Origin of the sequence: Nocardia sp. NPDC052566, from assembly GCF_044547285.1 — a bacterium.
Taxonomy (GTDB): Bacteria; Actinomycetota; Actinomycetes; order Mycobacteriales; family Mycobacteriaceae; genus Nocardia.
Genome location: NZ_JBIUAF010000001.1, coordinates 112,938 through 128,375, shown reverse-complemented (window position 1 = coordinate 128,375; position 15,438 = coordinate 112,938). Strand labels below are relative to the sequence as shown.

The window sequence follows — 15,438 nt, the reverse complement described above, 5'->3', positions numbered from 1 at the left end:
CGGGGTCAGACCCCGCGCGAAACCGCATGCTCCGATTTGCGTGCTCTCGACATCGGCAGCGGCACAACATCTCTCCAGTCGGCGGGCCAATTGACCGCGACGAGCACGAGCATGATCATCAGATGCAGCGGCGCGGAGATCCCGGCGCCCACCGGGTCGGGGTTGGTGATATGCACGGTTGTCGCGGCATCGAGGACGAAGACCAGCATCGCGGCCGCGAAGAATCTGGTCTGCCTGCGCGGGATCACGAACAGGACCGCGGCGAGCAGCTCGAGCGCCCCCACCACGAACCGCATGTTGGGGCTGAATCCCCATTCCACGAACTTCTCCGAGTAGGCGGGCCCGAAAAACGTCGGCCCTGACCAGAACTTGGTGACGAATCCGACAGAGAACTCGAATGCGAGAAACCAGTAGCCTGCCGTCCGCAGCCAGGCGGGCGGAGTACGCGCCATCGCAAATCCCTTCGAGGCGACCGCCACACGAGTGGCGGCGACGGGTCCATCCCGTCACCTCTATGACCGTCGCCGCCACCGACATGTAACAGCGAACGGCAAAAAGGTGTGGTTCCGGCGGGAACCACACCCTTTGGTGCGCTGGATAATTCGCGTCGTTAGACGGTGAAGCCGAGGGCGCGCAGTTGCTCGCGGCCGTCCTCGGTGATCTTGTCCGGGCCCCACGGGGGCATCCAGACCCAGTTGATCTTCAAATCCTCGACCAGGCCGCTGCGGACCAGGGCGTTGCGCGACTGGTCCTCGATGACGTCGGTGAGCGGGCAGGCCGCCGACGTGAGGGTCATATCGAGGGTGGCGATGTTGTCCTTGTCGACGGTCGCGCCGTAGACCAAGCCGAGGTCGACAACGTTGATGCCGAGTTCCGGGTCGACGACGTCGCGCATCGCCTCCTCGATGTCCTCGAGCAGCTTGATCTCCTCGGCCGTCAGCTCGGCCTGCTCCGCGGTCTCCGTCGCTGGTGTGTCCGTCATGACCGATCCCCGTTCGTGGAAGTAACAGTGCCCATTGTCCGCTTGCCCTCTTCCGCGGAAGTGATCCGGACCACCGCATCCTTGAACGCCATCCAGCCGAGCAGTGCGCACTTGACCCGCGCCGGGTACTTCGCGACACCGGCCAGCGCGATACCGTCGCCGATCACGTCCTCGTCGCCCTCGACGGCGCCGCGGCTGGTGATCATCTCGTTGTACGAGTCGACCACCTTCAGCGCCTGCTGCACCGGCAGGCCGATGACCTGATCGGTGAGGATCGAGGTGGCCGCCTGACTGATCGAACAGCCCTGGCCGTCGTAGGAGACGTCGGCGACGTCACCGTTGTCGTCGAGCTGGACGCGCAGGGTCACCTCGTCACCGCAGGTCGGGTTGACGTGGTGCACCTCGGCACCGAACGGCTCCCGCAACCCGCGGTGGTGCGGGTGCTTGTAGTGGTCCAGGATGACTTCCTGGTACATCTGCTCCATGCGCATGACTTATGCAACTCCGAAGAAGCTCTGAGCCTTCCGCACCGCGGCAACGAGCGCGTCCACCTCGTCCAAGGTGTTGTAGGCCGCGAAGGAGGCGCGGGCGGTGGCCGGAATGCCGAGCCTGCGCATCAACGGCCACGCGCAGTGGTGGCCGACGCGCACCGCGACGCCCTCGTCGTCCAGGATCTGGCCGACATCGTGCGCGTGGATACCGTCGACGACGAACGACACCGCGCCGCCGCGATCGACGTTCTCCGTCGGGCCGACGATCCGCACGCCCGGGATCGCGCCGAGGCCTTCGAGCGTCGCGCCGACGAGCGTGTGCTCGTGCGCCGCAACGGCTTCCATGCCGAGGTCGGCCAGATACCGCACGGCAGCGCCCAATCCGATCACCTGCGAGGTCATCGGCACGCCCGCCTCGAACCGCTGCGGCGGCGGCGCGTAGGTGCTGCCCTCCATGGTGACCGTCTCGATCATCGAGCCACCGGTGATGAACGGCGGGGTCACCTCGAGCAGCGCGCGGCGGCCGAACAGCACGCCGACGCCGGAGGGACCGAACATCTTGTGCCCGGAGAACGCGGCGAAATCGACACCGAGCTCACGGAAGTTCACCGGCATGTGCGGCACCGACTGGCAGGCGTCGAGCACCGTCAGCGCGCCGACCGCCCGCGCACGGCGGACCAATTCGGCGACATCGGTGATCGCGCCGGTCACGTTGGACTGGTGGGTGAACGCGACAACCTTGGTGGCGGGCGACAATTCGAGCGAATCGAGGTCGATCCGGCCGTCATCGGTGATGCCGTACCACTTCAGCGTCGCGCCGGTGCGCCGCGCGAGTTCCTGCCAGGGAACGAGATTCGCGTGGTGCTCCAGTTCGGTGATGACGATCTCGTCACCCGGTCCGACGCGGTACGGGAACCGGTCGTCGGCGAAGGAGTAGGTCACCAGGTTCAGCGATTCGGTCGCGTTCTTGGTGAACACGATCTCGTCGGCGTCCACCCCGACGAAGCGGCCGATCTCGGCGCGCGCGCCCTCGTAGGCGTCGGTGGCCTCCTCGGCGAGCTGATGTGCGCCGCGGTGCACCGCGGAGTTGCTCTCGGTCAGGAACCGGCGCTCCGCGTCGAGCACCTCGAGCGGGCGCTGCGAGGTCGCGCCGGAGTCCAGGTACACCAACGGTTTCCCGTCCCGGACCGTACGGCTCAGGATCGGGAAGTCGGCTCTGATGCGAGCCACGTCGAGTGTGCGGACCGTAGCGGTCATATCAGGCTCCAGCGGTAGCGGACTGAACGAAGCGGGTGTAGCCATTGGCGTCGAGTTCCTCGGCGAGTTCGGCGCCGCCCTCGGCGACGATGCGGCCGCCGACGAACACGTGCACGAACTGCGGCTGGATGTAGCGCAGGATGCGGGTGTAGTGCGTGATCAGCAGCACGCCGCCGTTCTCGCGCTCCTTGTAGCGGTTGACGCCCTCGGAGACGATGCGCAGCGCGTCGACGTCCAGACCGGAGTCGGTCTCGTCCAGGATCGCGATCTTCGGCTTGAGCAGGCCCAGCTGCAGGATCTCGTGGCGCTTCTTCTCACCGCCGGAGAAGCCCTCGTTGACGCTGCGCTCGGCGAAGGCGGCGTCGATCTCCAGCTCGCTCATCGACTCCTTCACCTCCTTGACCCAGGTGCGCAGCTTGGGGGCCTCGCCGCGGACCGCGGTGGCGGCGGTGCGCAGGAAGTTCGACATCGAGACACCGGGCACCTCGACCGGGTACTGCATGGCCAGGAACAGGCCCGCCCGCGCGCGCTCGTCGACCGACATCTCGAGCACGTCCTCGCCGTCGAGGGTGATCGAGCCGGAGGTCACCGTGTACTTCGGGTGCCCGGCGATCGCGTAGGACAGGGTGGACTTGCCGGAGCCGTTCGGGCCCATGATCGCGTGCGTCTCACCGGAATTGATGGTGAGGTTCACGCCCTTGAGGATCTGGATGGGCGCGCCGGACTCGTCGGGGTTGGCGACCTCGACGTGCAGGTCCTTGATTTCCAGGGTGGTCATCGAATTCGAGTTCCTTTGCGGAGTAATGGGCTGTGTTGTTTCGAGCGACCTGCAAGCAGTCGCTAGCGGCGGTTTCAGACGCCGATCGCGGCGAGCTCGGCCTCGATGGCCGTCTCGAGCCGCTCCCGGATCTCGGGGACCGCGATCTTCTGGATGATCTCGTGGAAGAAGCCGCGCACCACCAGGCGTCGCGCCGCATCCTCCGGAATACCGCGTGCGCGCAGGTAGAACAGCTGCTCGTCGTCGAAACGTCCGGTGGCCGAGGCATGTCCGGCGCCGGCGATCTCGCCGGTCTCGATCTCCAGGTTCGGCACCGAGTCGGCGCGGGCGCCGTCGGTGAGCACCAGGTTGCGGTTCACCTCGAAGGTGTCGGTGCCCTCGGCCGCCGCGCGGATCAGCACGTCGCCGACCCACACCGTGCGCGCATCGCCCTTCGGCGAATGCGGATCGCCCTGCAGCGCACCCTTGTACAGCACATTGGACTTGCAGTTGGGCTGCGAGTGGTCGACGAGCAGGCGCTGCTCGAAGTGCTGGCCCGCGTCGGCGAAGTAGAGGCCGAGCAGTTCCGCGTCGCCGCCGGGGCCGTCGTACTTGACGGTGCCGGTGAGGCGGACCAGGTCGCCGCCGAGGGTGACGGCGATGTGGCGCAGCGTGGCGTCGCGGCCGAGCTTCGCGTGGTGCGCGGTGAGGTTGACGGCGTCGTCGGCCCAGTCCTGGACCGCGACGACGGTCAGCTTCGCGCTGTCGCCGAGCACGAATTCCACGTTCTCGGCGTAGGTTCCGCTGCCGCGCTGATCGATGACCACGGTCGCGACGGCGAAGTTGCCGAGGCGGATCTGCAGGTGGCCGTAGGCGGTCTTGTCCGCGCCGGGGCCGGTGACCGTGACGACGACCGGCTCGGCGACCTCGGTCTCCTTACCCACCGACACCACGGTGGCCGACTCGAAGCCCGAATACGCCTGCGCGGCAACACGATCCGCGGGCACACCGGCCTGGCCGAGCCGAATGTCGTCGCGCGCAACGGTTTCCACGGTCACGCCCTCGACCGGGCTGACCTCGACCTTCGCCTCGCCGTCACGCACGGCGGTGCCGTCGTGCAGCCCGCGCAGGCGGCGCAGCGGGGTGAACCGCCACTCCTCGTCGCGGCCCGACGGCACCTCGAAGGCGTTCACGTCGAACGAGGTGAACACCTCGCCCTTGTTGATCGCGGCTCCGGCGCCCGGGTTCTGCATCGGCTTGGCCGTGGGGTTCTCGCCCTCGACCGCACCCACCACACCTGTCGCCATCAGCCAACGGCCCCTTCCATCTGCAGCTCGATGAGCCGGTTCAGTTCCAACGCGTATTCCATCGGCAGTTCCTTGGCGATGGGCTCGACGAAGCCGCGCACCACCATCGCCATCGCCTCGTCCTCGGTGAGGCCGCGGCTCATCAGGTAGAACAGCTGATCCTCGGAGACCTTCGAGACGGTCGCCTCGTGGCCCATGGTGACGTCGTCCTCGCGGATGTCGACGTACGGGTAGGTGTCCGAGCGGCTGATCGTATCCACCAGCAGCGCATCGCATTTCACGGTCGACTTCGAGCCGTGCGCACCCTTGTTGACCTGGACGAGGCCGCGGTAGGAGGCACGGCCGCCGCCGCGCGCCACCGACTTCGACACGATGGTCGAGGAGGTGTGCGGCGCCAGGTGCAGCATCTTCGCGCCGGTGTCCTGGTGCTGGCCCTCGCCGGCGAACGCCACCGAGAGCACCTCGCCCTTGGCGTACTCGCCGGTCATCCAGACCGCCGGGTACTTCATGGTGACCTTGGAGCCGATATTGCCGTCGATCCACTCCATGGTGGCGCCCGCCTCGGCCTTGGCCCGCTTGGTGACCAGGTTGTAGACGTTGTTCGACCAGTTCTGGATGGTGGTGTAGCGGCAGCGGCCGCCCTTCTTCACGATGATCTCGACCACCGCGGAGTGCAGCGAATCCGACTTGTAGATCGGCGCGGTGCAGCCCTCGACGTAGTGCACGTAGGCGTTCTCGTCGACGATGATCAGCGTCCGCTCGAACTGCCCCATGTTCTCGGTGTTGATCCGGAAGTAGGCCTGCAGCGGGATGTCGACGTGCACACCCGGCGGCACGTAGATGAACGAGCCACCCGACCACACGGCGGTGTTCAGCGCGGAGAACTTGTTGTCACCGGCGGGGATCACCGAGCCGAAGTACTGCTCGAAGATCTCCGGGTGCTCGCGCAGGCCGGTGTCGGTGTCGAGGAAGATGACGCCCTGCTTCTCCAGATCCTCACGGATGGAGTGGTAGACGACCTCGGACTCGTACTGCGCCGCGACACCGGCGACCAGGCGCTGCTTCTCCGCCTCGGGGATGCCGAGCTTGTCGTAGGTGTTCTTGATGTCCTCGGGCAGTTCTTCCCAGCTCGCGGCCTGCTTCTCGGACGAGCGCACGAAGTACTTGATGTTGTCGAAGTCGATGCCGTCGAGGTTGGAACCCCAGTTCGGCATGGGCTTGCGGTCGAAGATGCGCAGGGCCTTGAGCCGCTGCTCCAGCATCCACTCGGTCTCGTTCTTCTTGGCCGAGATGTCGCGGACGACAGCCTCGGACAGGCCTCGTTGCGCACTGGCACCGGCCACATCCGAATCGGCCCAGCCGTAACCGTATTTACCCAGGGAAGCAATCGTTTCTTCCTGAGTGAGCGGTTGCACCTGGTCGGTGGTCGTCGTCATTCGGCACTCCTTCCGGAGTCGTTCGTACGTACCGTCGCGGGCTGAGCGGCGGTTGCTGATGAAGTTTTCTTTTCGGTACTAGGGAGCACGAACAACGGCACGTGCGTGGTGCACGCGCAGTCGCCGTTGGCGATCGTGGCCAGCCGCTGCACATGAGTGCCGAGCAGCTCGCGGAACGCCTCGAGTTCGGCCTGGCACAGCTGCGGAAATTCCTCCGCGACATGTGCGACCGGGCAGTGGTGCTGGCAGATCTGCACGCCCGCGCCCACCTTGCGGGTGGTCGCGGCGAACCCGGCGTCGGTGAACGCTTCCGCGATCTCCTCGGCCTTGGCGGTCGTCGTCTCCGGCGTATGCGCCCCGATCGCCTCGATACCGGCCACGATGGTACTGGCCCGCTTCCTGGCGAATTCGGCGATGGCCTGTTCGCCGCCGATCTCCTGGAGCTGGCGCATCGCGGCGCCCGCCAGATCGTCGTATGCGTGGCCGAGCCTGCCGCGGCCCGCGGCGGTCAGCTGATACTGCTTGGCCGGGCGGCCCCGGCCCTTCTGCTGCCACGGCGCCGACCGGCTCGCCCTGGCTTGACCGTTGTCGATGAGCGCGTCCAGATGGCGGCGCACACCGGCCGGTGTCAGCCCGAGCCTGGTGCCGATGGCGGTCGCGGTGATCGGCCCGTCCTCCAGCAGCAGCTGGACGATGGCGGCGCGGGTATGCCCCTCGGTGCCGACCGCCGCGGGGGCAGCGGACGACGCGGTACCGGCCTTCCGACCAGCCCCTTCATCGTTGTTCCGCAAACCCACGGTTTTCACAACACAAGTGTGGCGGAATTCGTTCCCGAAATCTAATAAGGGTGCCCTGAATTCCGAACGGCCGGACCTGCGAAAACGGGCACACCAGCCTCCGCCGATCCCGAAACCCCTGATGCCTGGAAGTAGCGGAGGCGCTCGAAAGCCCTTTCGGTGAGCCAGATCACTCGATTGGACTGCCCGAATCAGTGGCCATAGCCTGCAATGAAGGGCAACACCCAGAAGGGGGATCACACAATGGCGATGTTCGCCAAGCGATCACTGGCCGCCTCGGCGCTGGCCACTGCGACGCTGACCACACTTCTCGCATTCGGCGACGAACCGGAAGCACGGGCGGTCGCACCCACGCGGGCACAGGCCGACGGATACGTCCTCGGCGACACCGTCGACTGCTTCGTCGACTACCGGGCGTGGGTCGAACACGACTCGGCACAGCCGGATCGCCTCGTCGCCTACGTGCAACCGCTCGGCGTCCGCCCGACGATCCCCGGGCTACCCTCCCCCGGCCGCTGCGCCACCTCGCTGACCGCGCAGTGGAGCGACGGCGTCACCGTGTGGCCGCCGCATCAGGCCTCGGTCCGCATCGACGCGGGTCCCACCCCCGGCACACCGCAGCAACTGATCCTCCCCATCGCCCCCGAGGCGCAAAGCGCGACAGTCATTTTCGTCAATCCGATGCTCTCGCTCCCCCTGGTCCCCGGCGCCACCGCGATGCTCACCGTCGACCTGCGCCACTGACCTCCCGCACTCAGCGGATCGCGACCAGTTTCAGCGGGGTTTCGAGGAGCGCTTCGATCGAGTCGTCCCAGGCGACGGTCCTGGTGGTGACCGGTGACGGGTCGAAGCGGCCGGTGGCGACCAGGTCGAGGATCGCGGGGATGGCCGGGCGGGCGTGCGCACGGCCGGTGTGGAAAGTGCAGCAGCGCGTGTACATGTCGAGGATCGGCAGTGCTACCTCGCTCAGCTGCACGCTCACGCTGGTGCACCAGCCGTCGTAGCCGGTGGCATCCACGGCACCGCGCAGCGCCGTCGCGCCGCCCGCGGCCTCCACCACGATCGGGAAGCGGCCGACCCGGTCGTCGCGGCGTCCCTCGATCGCCTCCGCACCGAATGTGCTTGCGATTTCGAGGCGTTCGACCGCGTCGTCCAGGTAGACCACGCGCTGCGAGCCGAGCGCGACGGCGAGGCCCGCCGCGTACAGACCGATCGACGGTGCCGCGGGGCCGCCGATCACCAGCACCTCGGCGCCGGGGCGAGCGGCCAATTGCGGTGCGACGGAACGGTATCCATCGGGCACGTTATCGCTGACGCTGGCCACCGCGACCGGATCGACGCCGGACGGGATCTTGACGAGCATGGCGTCGGCGTACGGGACAAGCGCGAGATCCGCCCACAGCCCGCCCCATTGGAGGCCGCCCAGGTCGCCGAGGCCGAAGCTGGACAGCGGCGGCTGGCTCGTGCAGTTGCCGGTGTGCCCGCGCAGGCAGGCTTCGCAAGTGCCGCAGGAGATCTGGAACGGCACCACGGCTCGATCGCCGACCGCGACGGTGCGCACCTCGTCGCCGATCGCGACAACCTCGACCACACCCTCGTGCCCGAACGGGTACGGACCAGGCAGCGGAAAGGCGCCGCGCAGCACAGCAGGATCGATATCACAGGTGGCCAGCGCGACGGGGCGCACGACGGCTTGGCCGGGATCGGTCGGCTCGGGTTCGGGGACCTCGTCCCATCGCAGGTCACCGGGGCCGGACAGCAACAGACGTTTCATCGTCCGAGTGTCGCTAGAACGTTCTTTCCAGTCAAGGATCGCGGCACGAACAGTCCTGCACAGCACCCATTTTCGGAGAGTTTCCGGTTACTCGCGAGACACTGGTTCCCGCTCGGATACCAGCTCGGACAGCGTCACCCGGATCAGCTTCTCCATCGCCGCCGCCACCGAGCGCAGCGGTACGTCCGAGCGGCGAACCCGCGCGAGGATCGTGGCCCCCTCATAGGCCGCGACCACCGTTGTCGCCGATTCCGCCGCCTCGGCGGCGGGCACCCCGAGTTCGACGAGCAATCCGGCGAACGCGCGCTCCATCATGTCGAACGCCGCGACACACGCGGTGCGCACCGCTTCCGCGTCGGTGCCGCCGTCCAGCGCGGGCGTGCCGACCGGGCAGCCGTCGGACCAGTCCGAATTCGCCAGCTTGGCCACCATGAACTCGAACATGGTCGCCGTGGTCGCGAAGACATCGGTGGGCGCCTGCGCCATGATCCGGCTCGACAGCAATCCCGTTCCGGTGATCGCGGCCACCGCGATCTCCTCCTTACCGCCGGGAAAATGGTGGTAGATCGACCCGTAAGGCAGTCCGGCCGCCTCGCTCAACTTCTTCAGGCCGAACCCGTGATACCCGTGCCGCGCCAGCAATCCCGCCGCCGCGACCTCGATCCGCCGTCTCGATTCCGAAACCATGCGCTCGATTGTCCTCGCGGCGGGTTGACCGGCCGATGATCTCCGATGGCCAACTAGGCTTCGGTCCGTGGCGGTATTGGAAGGCGCGCGGCGCAGGACAGTGGCGTTCGGGCGCCGGGCACTCGGTTTGGATGTGCCCGCGGCCGATCACACCATCGCGGTACTGCACCGCGACGAATCCGAGGCGCCCGGCCTCGACCGCAAGGAAACGGTCCAGCTCGACCGGATCCGGTTGCTCGGCGCGACGGGCACGGTGCTGATGGCGATCAGCGCGCTCGGCATCGGCGCGCAGCCGGTCCAGCAGAATCCGACCTCGGGCGTGCGCGTCCTCGGCATCTTCGCCCGCGCGCACACCGGATCGCTGGCCATGTGCATGATCGGCACCGTCCTCGTGGTGCTGGCCTGGCTGCTGCTCGGCCGGTTCGCGATCGGCGGGCTCGGCGGCTCTCCCCTGCGCAGGCTCACCCGCTCCCAGCTGGATCGCACGCTGCTGCTCTGGCTCATCCCGCTCAGCATCGCGCCGCCGCTGTTCAGCAACGACGTGTATTCGTATCTGGCACAGAGCGAGATCGCCGCGCGCGGCATCGACCCGTACAAAGAGGGACCGGTCGCCGCGCTCGGCATCGACAACGTGCTGACCAACAACGTGCCGACCATCTGGCGCGACACCCCGGCGCCGTACGGGCCGCTGTTCCTCTGGATGGGGCGCGGAATCGCCCAGCTCACCGGGGACAACATCATCTTCGGAGTCTGGGCGCACCGGGTGCTCGCGCTGGCCGGTGTCGCGCTGATCGTATGGGCGCTGCCCCGGCTTTCGGTGCGCTGCGGCGTCGCGCCGGTGAGCGCGCTGTGGCTCGGCGCCGCCAACCCGCTCGTGCTGTTCCATCTGGTCGGCGGGGTGCACAACGACGCGCTGATGCTCGGGCTGATGCTGGCCGGGCTGGAGTTCACGCTGCGCGCCATCTCGGGAAATGCGGGATCGCCCGCGCGGACCGGGCCGCTCAACGGGCACGAGTACACCCTGCTGATATTCGGCGCGGTCGTCATAGCGCTGTCCTCGACGGTCAAATTCACCTCGATCGTCGCACTCGGCTTCGTCGGCATGGCGCTGGCGAAGCGGTGGGGCGGCAGTTTCCGCGCGGTCGCCGTCGCCGCCGTCATGCTCGGCGCGATCGCGCTGGGCACCACGCTGTTCATCAGTTCGATGAGCGGGCTCGGGTTCGGCTGGCTCTTCACGCTCAACACCGCGAACAAGGTGCGCAGCTGGATGTCGCTGCCCACCGCGCTCGGCATCGTCACCGGATTCGGCGGCGTACTACTCGGGCTCGGTGATCACACCACCGCGCTGCTGAGCATCACCCGGCTGATCGCCGGGGTGGGCGCGGGCTTCCTGACCGTGCGCATGCTGGTGGCCACGCTCACCGGACGGCTGCATCCGGTCGGCGCGCTAGGCGTCGCGATCGGCGCGATCGTGCTGCTCGCCCCGGTGGTGCAGCCGTGGTACCTGCTGTGGGCGATCGTGCCGCTCGCGGCGTGGGCGACCAAACCGGTGTTCCGCGTACCCGCGGTCGCGTTCTCCGCGGTGGTGAGCGTCATCCTGATGCCGCGCGGCGCGGACCTGGAGGTCTTCCAGATCGTCGGCGCCGCCATCGCGACCGTGATCGTCGGGGTGCTCTTCATCGTCATCACCCGCAACGCACTGCCATGGCGCGCCCAGACGGGGGTGTCGGCTCCGTCACAGGTGCCCACCTCCTACGGTGTGAAGCCGTGACATCTGCCTCCGGACCCGCCGTGCGGATCGACGGCGTCGTGAAGCGCTACGGCGAGACCACCGCGGTGGACGGGATCGGCTTCGATGTCGAACGCGCGCAAGTACTTGCGCTGCTCGGTCCCAACGGCGCGGGCAAGACGACCACCGTCGAAATGTGCGAGGGCTTCGTGACGCCCGACGCAGGCTCGGTGCGGGTACTCGGCCTCGACCCGATCGCCGACTCCGACCGGCTGCGCCCGCGCATGGGCGTCATGCTGCAGGGCGGCGGCGCATACCCCGGCTCGCGGGCCGGGGAGATGCTCGACCTGGTCGCCGCCTACTCCGCCGATCCGCTCGATCCCGAATGGCTGTTGCGCACACTGGGTCTGGCCGAGAACCGGCGCACGCCCTACCGCAGGCTCTCCGGCGGCCAGCAGCAGCGGCTCGCGCTGGCGTGCGCACTGGTCGGCAAGCCGGAGATCGTCTTCCTCGACGAGCCGACCGCGGGACTCGACGCGCAGGCGCGCCTGATCGTGTGGGAGCTGATCGACGCGCTGCGCCGCGACGGCGTCACCGTGCTGCTCACCACGCACATGATGGACGAGGCCGAACAGCTCGCCGACCAGCTGGTGATCATCGATCACGGGCGGATCGTCGCCGCGGGCACGCCCGCCGAGGTGACCGCGCACGGCGCGGCCGGGCAGCTGCGCTTCTGCGCGCCACCGAAACTCGATCTGGACCTGCTGAAATCCGCACTGCCGGAGGGATTCTCGCCGCGCGAGACGACGCCGGGCACCTATCTGATCGAGGGCGAGATCAATCCGCAGGTGCTCGCGACGGTGACCGCGTGGTGCGCCAGGCTCGACGTGCTCGCCACCGATATCCGGATCGATCAGCGCAGGCTCGAAGACGTCTTCCTGGAACTCACCGGACGGGACCTACGCGGATGACCCAGCAGCCCGAACTCGCCACGAACCGATTCGCGGCGGGTACCTTCGCACCCGATCCGCGCCCGAGTTCGCGCGCCGCCATGCTGGCCGCGCAGACCCGGCTCGAGCTGATCCTGTTGCTGCGCAACGGCGAACAGCTGCTGCTGACCATGTTCATCCCGATCACCCTGCTGATCGGGCTCACTCTGTTGCCGTTCGGCGATCTCGGCGCACACCGGGTAAACAAGATCGTGCCCGCGGTGATGATGGTCGCGGTGATGTCCACCGCGTTCACCGGGCAGGCCATCGCCGTCGGCTTCGATCGCCGCTACGGCGCGCTGAAACGCCTTGGCGCCACCGCACTTCCGCGCTGGGGCATCGTCGGCGGCAAGAGCGCGGCCGTGCTGATCGTCGTGGTGCTGCAGGCGGTGCTGCTCGGCGTCATCGGTTTCGCGCTCGGCTGGCGCCCCGAACCCGCCGGACTCTTGCTCGGCGCGGTCGTGATCGCGCTCGGCACAGCGACTTTCGCGGCGATGGGGCTGCTGCTCGGCGGCACCCTCAAGGCGGAAATCGTACTGGCACTGGCGAATATCCTGTGGTTCGTGATGCTCGGCATCGCCAGCCTGGTGTTCGCCAGGGACGATCTGCCGACCGCGGTCAACATCCTCACCCGCCTCATCCCCTCGGGCGCGCTTGCCGTCGCGCTCGAGGACGCCATGCGCACCAGCGTCGACTGGTTCGGCATCGCCGTCCTCGCGGCATGGGGCGGTCTCGCGACGGTGCTCGCGACCAGGTACTTCCGCTTCCAGTAGCCAACCGCCGTTGCGGCACGACAGATTCAACGACGACACGTAGTAGACCGGGTGCGGGCGGCCGGAGTGCGGCCGCTACCATCGGTGCGTGCTGTATCGCGCATTCTTGCGACTCGTCGATCTGCTCCCGCTCCCCTCGCTGCGGGTGCAGCGATTGACCGCACTCGCGGTCATCGTGTCCCAGGCCGGGATCTGCGTCACCGGCGCGGTGGTCCGCGTCACCGCCTCCGGGCTCGGCTGCCCCACCTGGCCGCAGTGCTTCCCCGGCAGCTTCACCCCGACCGGTGTCGCCGAGGTGCCGGTGCTGCATCAGACCGTCGAGTTCAGCAACCGCCTGCTGACCTTCGCCGTCACCCTCTGCGCGGCACTCGTCGTACTCGCGGTCACCCGCGCCCGCCGCCGCCGCGAGGTGCTCGCCTACGCCTGGCTGATGCCGGGCGGCACCGTGCTGCAAGCGATCATCGGCGGCATCACCGTGCGCACCGGCCTGCTGTGGTGGACCGTGTCGATGCACCTGCTCGCCTCGATGATCATGGTCTGGCTCGCGACGGTCCTCTTCGCCAAGATCAGCGAACCCGACGACGGCATCGAAACCGTCCAGGCCCCCGCGCCTTTGCGCTGGCTGACCGCCCTCAGCGGCGTCGCACTTGCCGGCGTGCTGATCGCGGGCACCCTGGTCACCGCCGCGGGCCCGCACGCGGGCGACAAGAGCATCGAACGCCCCGTCGCGCGCCTGCAGATCGAAATCGTCACCCTCGTCCACCTGCATTCCCAGCTGCTGGTCGGCTACCTGGCACTGCTGATCGGCCTCGCCTTCGGCCTCTTCGCCGTCGGCACCACCCGCCCGATCCGTACCCGCCTGTTCGTCCTGCTCGCCCTCGTCTGCTCCCAGGCCCTGGTCGGCGTCGTCCAGTACTTCACCGACGTCCCCGCGGTCCTGGTCGTCTTCCACGTCGGCGGCGCCACCGCCTGCATCGCGGGCACCGCCGCCCTCTGGTCGGCCCTGCGCACCCGCGAAAAAGTCGAGATCCCCACCGCGGTAGCCCAACCGGCCTGATCCGCGCCGGGCGCCACACCACGCGTGGCCTACTCGCACAACCGAGTCCGACGGCCGCCTGCGTGGTCGGCGGTCCGTCGCGTCAGCGGGCGGCGGGGTGGGTGAGGCGGGCGATGAGGCGGATGATCCGGTCGGTGGCGAGGTCGGAGCGTTTGATGCGCAGGCCCGCGTAGCAGGGGTTGCCGTCGGCGATCAGGGTGGTGACGGCCGGTTCGTCCAATTGCTGTGCGGCGAAGGCGTATACGGGCGTCAGCTTGGGGACGATGAGGCCGTAGTCCATGGCGCGGGGTATCCGGCCCTCGGCGGCGAGCAGGGCGGCGATCGGGACGTCCTGGAGCGGATAGCGCTGCGGGAAGACATCTCTGAGGTCGAGGAACAGCCGCACTGCGCTGCCGCGCGGGTCGGCGGGCCAGCGGCCGATCAGGCCGAAGCGACCGAGGGCGAGGGCCGGATGGGCCACCAGCGCGTGGGTGAACAACACCCGCATCAGGGTGACATTGATCATCATGCGCTCGGCCGGGATCTCGGCCTCGGCCAGTGCCTGATGATCCAGATAGCCGGAAACGATGCTGCGATTGTGCGCGCGATACCACGCGGCAGGCGAAGGGGCGCTGAGGAATTCGGACCACAACCGGGCCCGCGGCGGCGCCGCGGCGCCCTCGCCCGCGGCGTGCAGCAGCGCGGCCTCCAGCTTGTCGTGCAGCAGGCGATCGTTGATCGCCCGCCACCACGGGCTGCCCGTGTCGTGATCAAGGACACCGCGCTCGATTTCCCAACGCAGAAAAGCGATCTCGGCGCGACCGTACCCGCGCAACGGCTCGGGATAGAAACTCTGCGCGAGCGCAATCCGCTGCTCCGCGTCGCGGTGCGCGGCCTCGACCCGCCGCGCCGCCACTTCCCTCGCCTCATCCGCGTTCATCAGGACTCACTGTAGAACGAGCGACGCCAGGTCGCGCGCCACGCGCACTACCGCACGGCCTGCACGAAGACCAGGTCGAGCAGCACCGATTACTCGGCTGACGAGGTCAGTTCTCGTTGCGCGCCTTGGGGAATCGGGTCTGGCGGGCGACCCAGCCCGCCATCTTGGCCCAGTGGCCCTTGACCGGGGTGACCACCGAGGTGAGCTCCCGGTCCCATTCGTCGGACTCGGTGAGGCCGTCGACGACGATGACCAGTTCCTTGGCGGTGCCGAGGTCGGCGACCACCCGGTCACCGAGGACGCCGTCGGCGCCGACCAGGGTGACGCGGACGCCGATGCGCCCGATCGGCTGCATGACGGCGGTGGCCGAGCCGCCGTGATCGGCGACGAATCCCTTGACGGACTCCACGAGGGAACCCGACAGCTTCACTGGGGCCGGGGCGGCGTGAGCACTCATGCGATGAAGTTTACCGGTGAGTAGGA

Annotated in this window: 17 protein-coding genes; 5 read left to right on the top strand and 12 right to left on the bottom strand. The window is 68.2% G+C overall.

The genetic code is table 11. The annotated features are described in order from the left end of the window. Positions 1-5 precede the first annotated feature (5 nt). The 8 genes from ACIG5A_RS00575 to ACIG5A_RS00540 form a co-directional block, all read right to left on the bottom strand. Complete coding sequence (locus ACIG5A_RS00575) at positions 6-452, bottom strand: DoxX family protein (RefSeq protein WP_397236141.1); 447 nt, start codon at positions 450-452, stop codon at positions 6-8. 158 nt (positions 453-610) lie between these two features. Next, positions 611-982, bottom strand: coding sequence for a metal-sulfur cluster assembly factor (locus ACIG5A_RS00570; protein ID WP_397236139.1), 372 nt, complete (start codon positions 980-982; stop codon positions 611-613). Beyond that, positions 979-1,473, bottom strand: coding sequence for a Fe-S cluster assembly sulfur transfer protein SufU (gene sufU, locus ACIG5A_RS00565; RefSeq protein WP_397236137.1), 495 nt, complete (start codon positions 1,471-1,473; stop codon positions 979-981). Before sufU ends, ACIG5A_RS00570 begins: the two co-directional genes overlap by 4 nt. Before the next feature lie 3 nt (positions 1,474-1,476). Further along, a complete protein-coding gene (locus ACIG5A_RS00560) occupies positions 1,477-2,730 on the bottom strand; it encodes a cysteine desulfurase (protein WP_397236135.1) in 1,254 nt (417 codons plus the stop codon). 1 nt (position 2,731) lies between these two features. Beyond that, entirely contained in the window at positions 2,732-3,508 is a 777-nt protein-coding gene (sufC, locus tag ACIG5A_RS00555) for a Fe-S cluster assembly ATPase SufC (protein WP_397236133.1), read from the bottom strand. Between the two features lie 74 nt (positions 3,509-3,582). Next, on the bottom strand, positions 3,583-4,794 hold the full coding sequence (gene sufD, locus ACIG5A_RS00550) for a Fe-S cluster assembly protein SufD (protein WP_397236131.1): 1,212 nt from the start codon (positions 4,792-4,794) through the stop codon (positions 3,583-3,585). Then, a complete protein-coding gene (sufB, locus tag ACIG5A_RS00545; protein ID WP_397236129.1) occupies positions 4,794-6,230 on the bottom strand; it encodes a Fe-S cluster assembly protein SufB in 1,437 nt (478 codons plus the stop codon). The genes sufD and sufB overlap by 1 nt, the downstream gene beginning before the upstream one ends. Further along, a complete protein-coding gene (locus ACIG5A_RS00540; protein WP_397236127.1) occupies positions 6,227-7,036 on the bottom strand; it encodes a helix-turn-helix transcriptional regulator in 810 nt (269 codons plus the stop codon). The genes sufB and ACIG5A_RS00540 overlap by 4 nt, the downstream gene beginning before the upstream one ends. 234 nt (positions 7,037-7,270) lie before the next feature. Here ACIG5A_RS00540 and ACIG5A_RS00535 point away from each other — a divergent pair, with 234 nt between their 5' ends. After that, the gene (locus ACIG5A_RS00535) at positions 7,271-7,771 is read left to right on the top strand and encodes a hypothetical protein (protein WP_397236125.1); all 501 of its coding nucleotides are present in this window, start codon (positions 7,271-7,273) and stop codon (positions 7,769-7,771) included. A gap of 10 nt (positions 7,772-7,781) precedes the next feature. Here ACIG5A_RS00535 and ACIG5A_RS00530 read toward each other — a convergent pair whose 3' ends face one another. After that, positions 7,782-8,801, bottom strand: coding sequence for a zinc-binding dehydrogenase (locus ACIG5A_RS00530; protein WP_397236123.1), 1,020 nt, complete (start codon positions 8,799-8,801; stop codon positions 7,782-7,784). Positions 8,802-8,888: 87 nt separating this feature from the next. Then, positions 8,889-9,488, bottom strand: coding sequence for a TetR/AcrR family transcriptional regulator (locus ACIG5A_RS00525; RefSeq protein WP_397236121.1), 600 nt, complete (start codon positions 9,486-9,488; stop codon positions 8,889-8,891). 67 nt (positions 9,489-9,555) lie between these two features. Here ACIG5A_RS00525 and mptB point away from each other — a divergent pair, with 67 nt between their 5' ends. The 4 genes from mptB to ACIG5A_RS00505 all read left to right on the top strand — a co-directional run bounded on the left by mptB (position 9,556) and on the right by ACIG5A_RS00505 (position 14,036). Next, the gene (gene mptB, locus ACIG5A_RS00520; protein WP_397236119.1) at positions 9,556-11,259 is read left to right on the top strand and encodes a polyprenol phosphomannose-dependent alpha 1,6 mannosyltransferase MptB; all 1,704 of its coding nucleotides are present in this window, start codon (positions 9,556-9,558) and stop codon (positions 11,257-11,259) included. Then, positions 11,256-12,188, top strand: a complete 933-nt coding sequence (locus ACIG5A_RS00515) for an ABC transporter ATP-binding protein (protein WP_397236117.1) — start codon at positions 11,256-11,258, stop codon at positions 12,186-12,188. Before mptB ends, ACIG5A_RS00515 begins: the two co-directional genes overlap by 4 nt. Beyond that, positions 12,185-12,979: an ABC transporter permease gene (locus ACIG5A_RS00510; RefSeq protein ID WP_397236115.1), complete on the top strand. Its 795-nt coding sequence runs from the start codon at positions 12,185-12,187 to the stop codon at positions 12,977-12,979. Before ACIG5A_RS00515 ends, ACIG5A_RS00510 begins: the two co-directional genes overlap by 4 nt. A gap of 88 nt (positions 12,980-13,067) precedes the next feature. Further along, positions 13,068-14,036, top strand: a complete 969-nt coding sequence (locus tag ACIG5A_RS00505) for a heme A synthase (RefSeq protein ID WP_397236113.1) — start codon at positions 13,068-13,070, stop codon at positions 14,034-14,036. Between the two features lie 82 nt (positions 14,037-14,118). On the opposite strand, the gene ACIG5A_RS00500 is transcribed toward ACIG5A_RS00505, so the two are convergent. Beyond that, entirely contained in the window at positions 14,119-14,955 is an 837-nt protein-coding gene (locus ACIG5A_RS00500; RefSeq protein WP_397236111.1) for a hypothetical protein, read from the bottom strand. A 106-nt stretch (positions 14,956-15,061) separates the two neighbouring features. Continuing rightward, a complete protein-coding gene (locus ACIG5A_RS00495) occupies positions 15,062-15,412 on the bottom strand; it encodes a hypothetical protein (protein WP_397236109.1) in 351 nt (116 codons plus the stop codon). Between the last annotated feature and the right edge of the window lie 26 nt (positions 15,413-15,438).

Bases quoted from the DNA above. Each gene is read 5' to 3' on its own strand.
- ACIG5A_RS00570 (WP_397236139.1), bottom strand. From the start codon at position 982: ATGACGGACACACCAGCGACGGAGACCGCGGAGCAGGCCGAGCTGACG.
- sufB (WP_397236129.1), bottom strand. From the start codon at position 6,230: ATGACGACGACCACCGACCAGGTGCAACCGCTCACTCAGGAAGAAACG.
- ACIG5A_RS00525 (WP_397236121.1), bottom strand. From the start codon at position 9,488: ATGGTTTCGGAATCGAGACGGCGGATCGAGGTCGCGGCGGCGGGATTG.
- ACIG5A_RS00575 (WP_397236141.1), bottom strand. From the start codon at position 452: ATGGCGCGTACTCCGCCCGCCTGGCTGCGGACGGCAGGCTACTGGTTT.
- ACIG5A_RS00560 (WP_397236135.1), bottom strand. From the start codon at position 2,730: ATGACCGCTACGGTCCGCACACTCGACGTGGCTCGCATCAGAGCCGAC.
- ACIG5A_RS00500 (WP_397236111.1), bottom strand. From the start codon at position 14,955: ATGAACGCGGATGAGGCGAGGGAAGTGGCGGCGCGGCGGGTCGAGGCC.
- ACIG5A_RS00510 (WP_397236115.1), top strand. From the start codon at position 12,185: ATGACCCAGCAGCCCGAACTCGCCACGAACCGATTCGCGGCGGGTACC.
- ACIG5A_RS00495 (WP_397236109.1), bottom strand. From the start codon at position 15,412: ATGAGTGCTCACGCCGCCCCGGCCCCAGTGAAGCTGTCGGGTTCCCTC.
- sufC (WP_397236133.1), bottom strand. From the start codon at position 3,508: ATGACCACCCTGGAAATCAAGGACCTGCACGTCGAGGTCGCCAACCCC.
- sufD (WP_397236131.1), bottom strand. From the start codon at position 4,794: ATGGCGACAGGTGTGGTGGGTGCGGTCGAGGGCGAGAACCCCACGGCC.
- ACIG5A_RS00530 (WP_397236123.1), bottom strand. From the start codon at position 8,801: ATGAAACGTCTGTTGCTGTCCGGCCCCGGTGACCTGCGATGGGACGAG.
- ACIG5A_RS00535 (WP_397236125.1), top strand. From the start codon at position 7,271: ATGGCGATGTTCGCCAAGCGATCACTGGCCGCCTCGGCGCTGGCCACT.
- sufU (WP_397236137.1), bottom strand. From the start codon at position 1,473: ATGCGCATGGAGCAGATGTACCAGGAAGTCATCCTGGACCACTACAAG.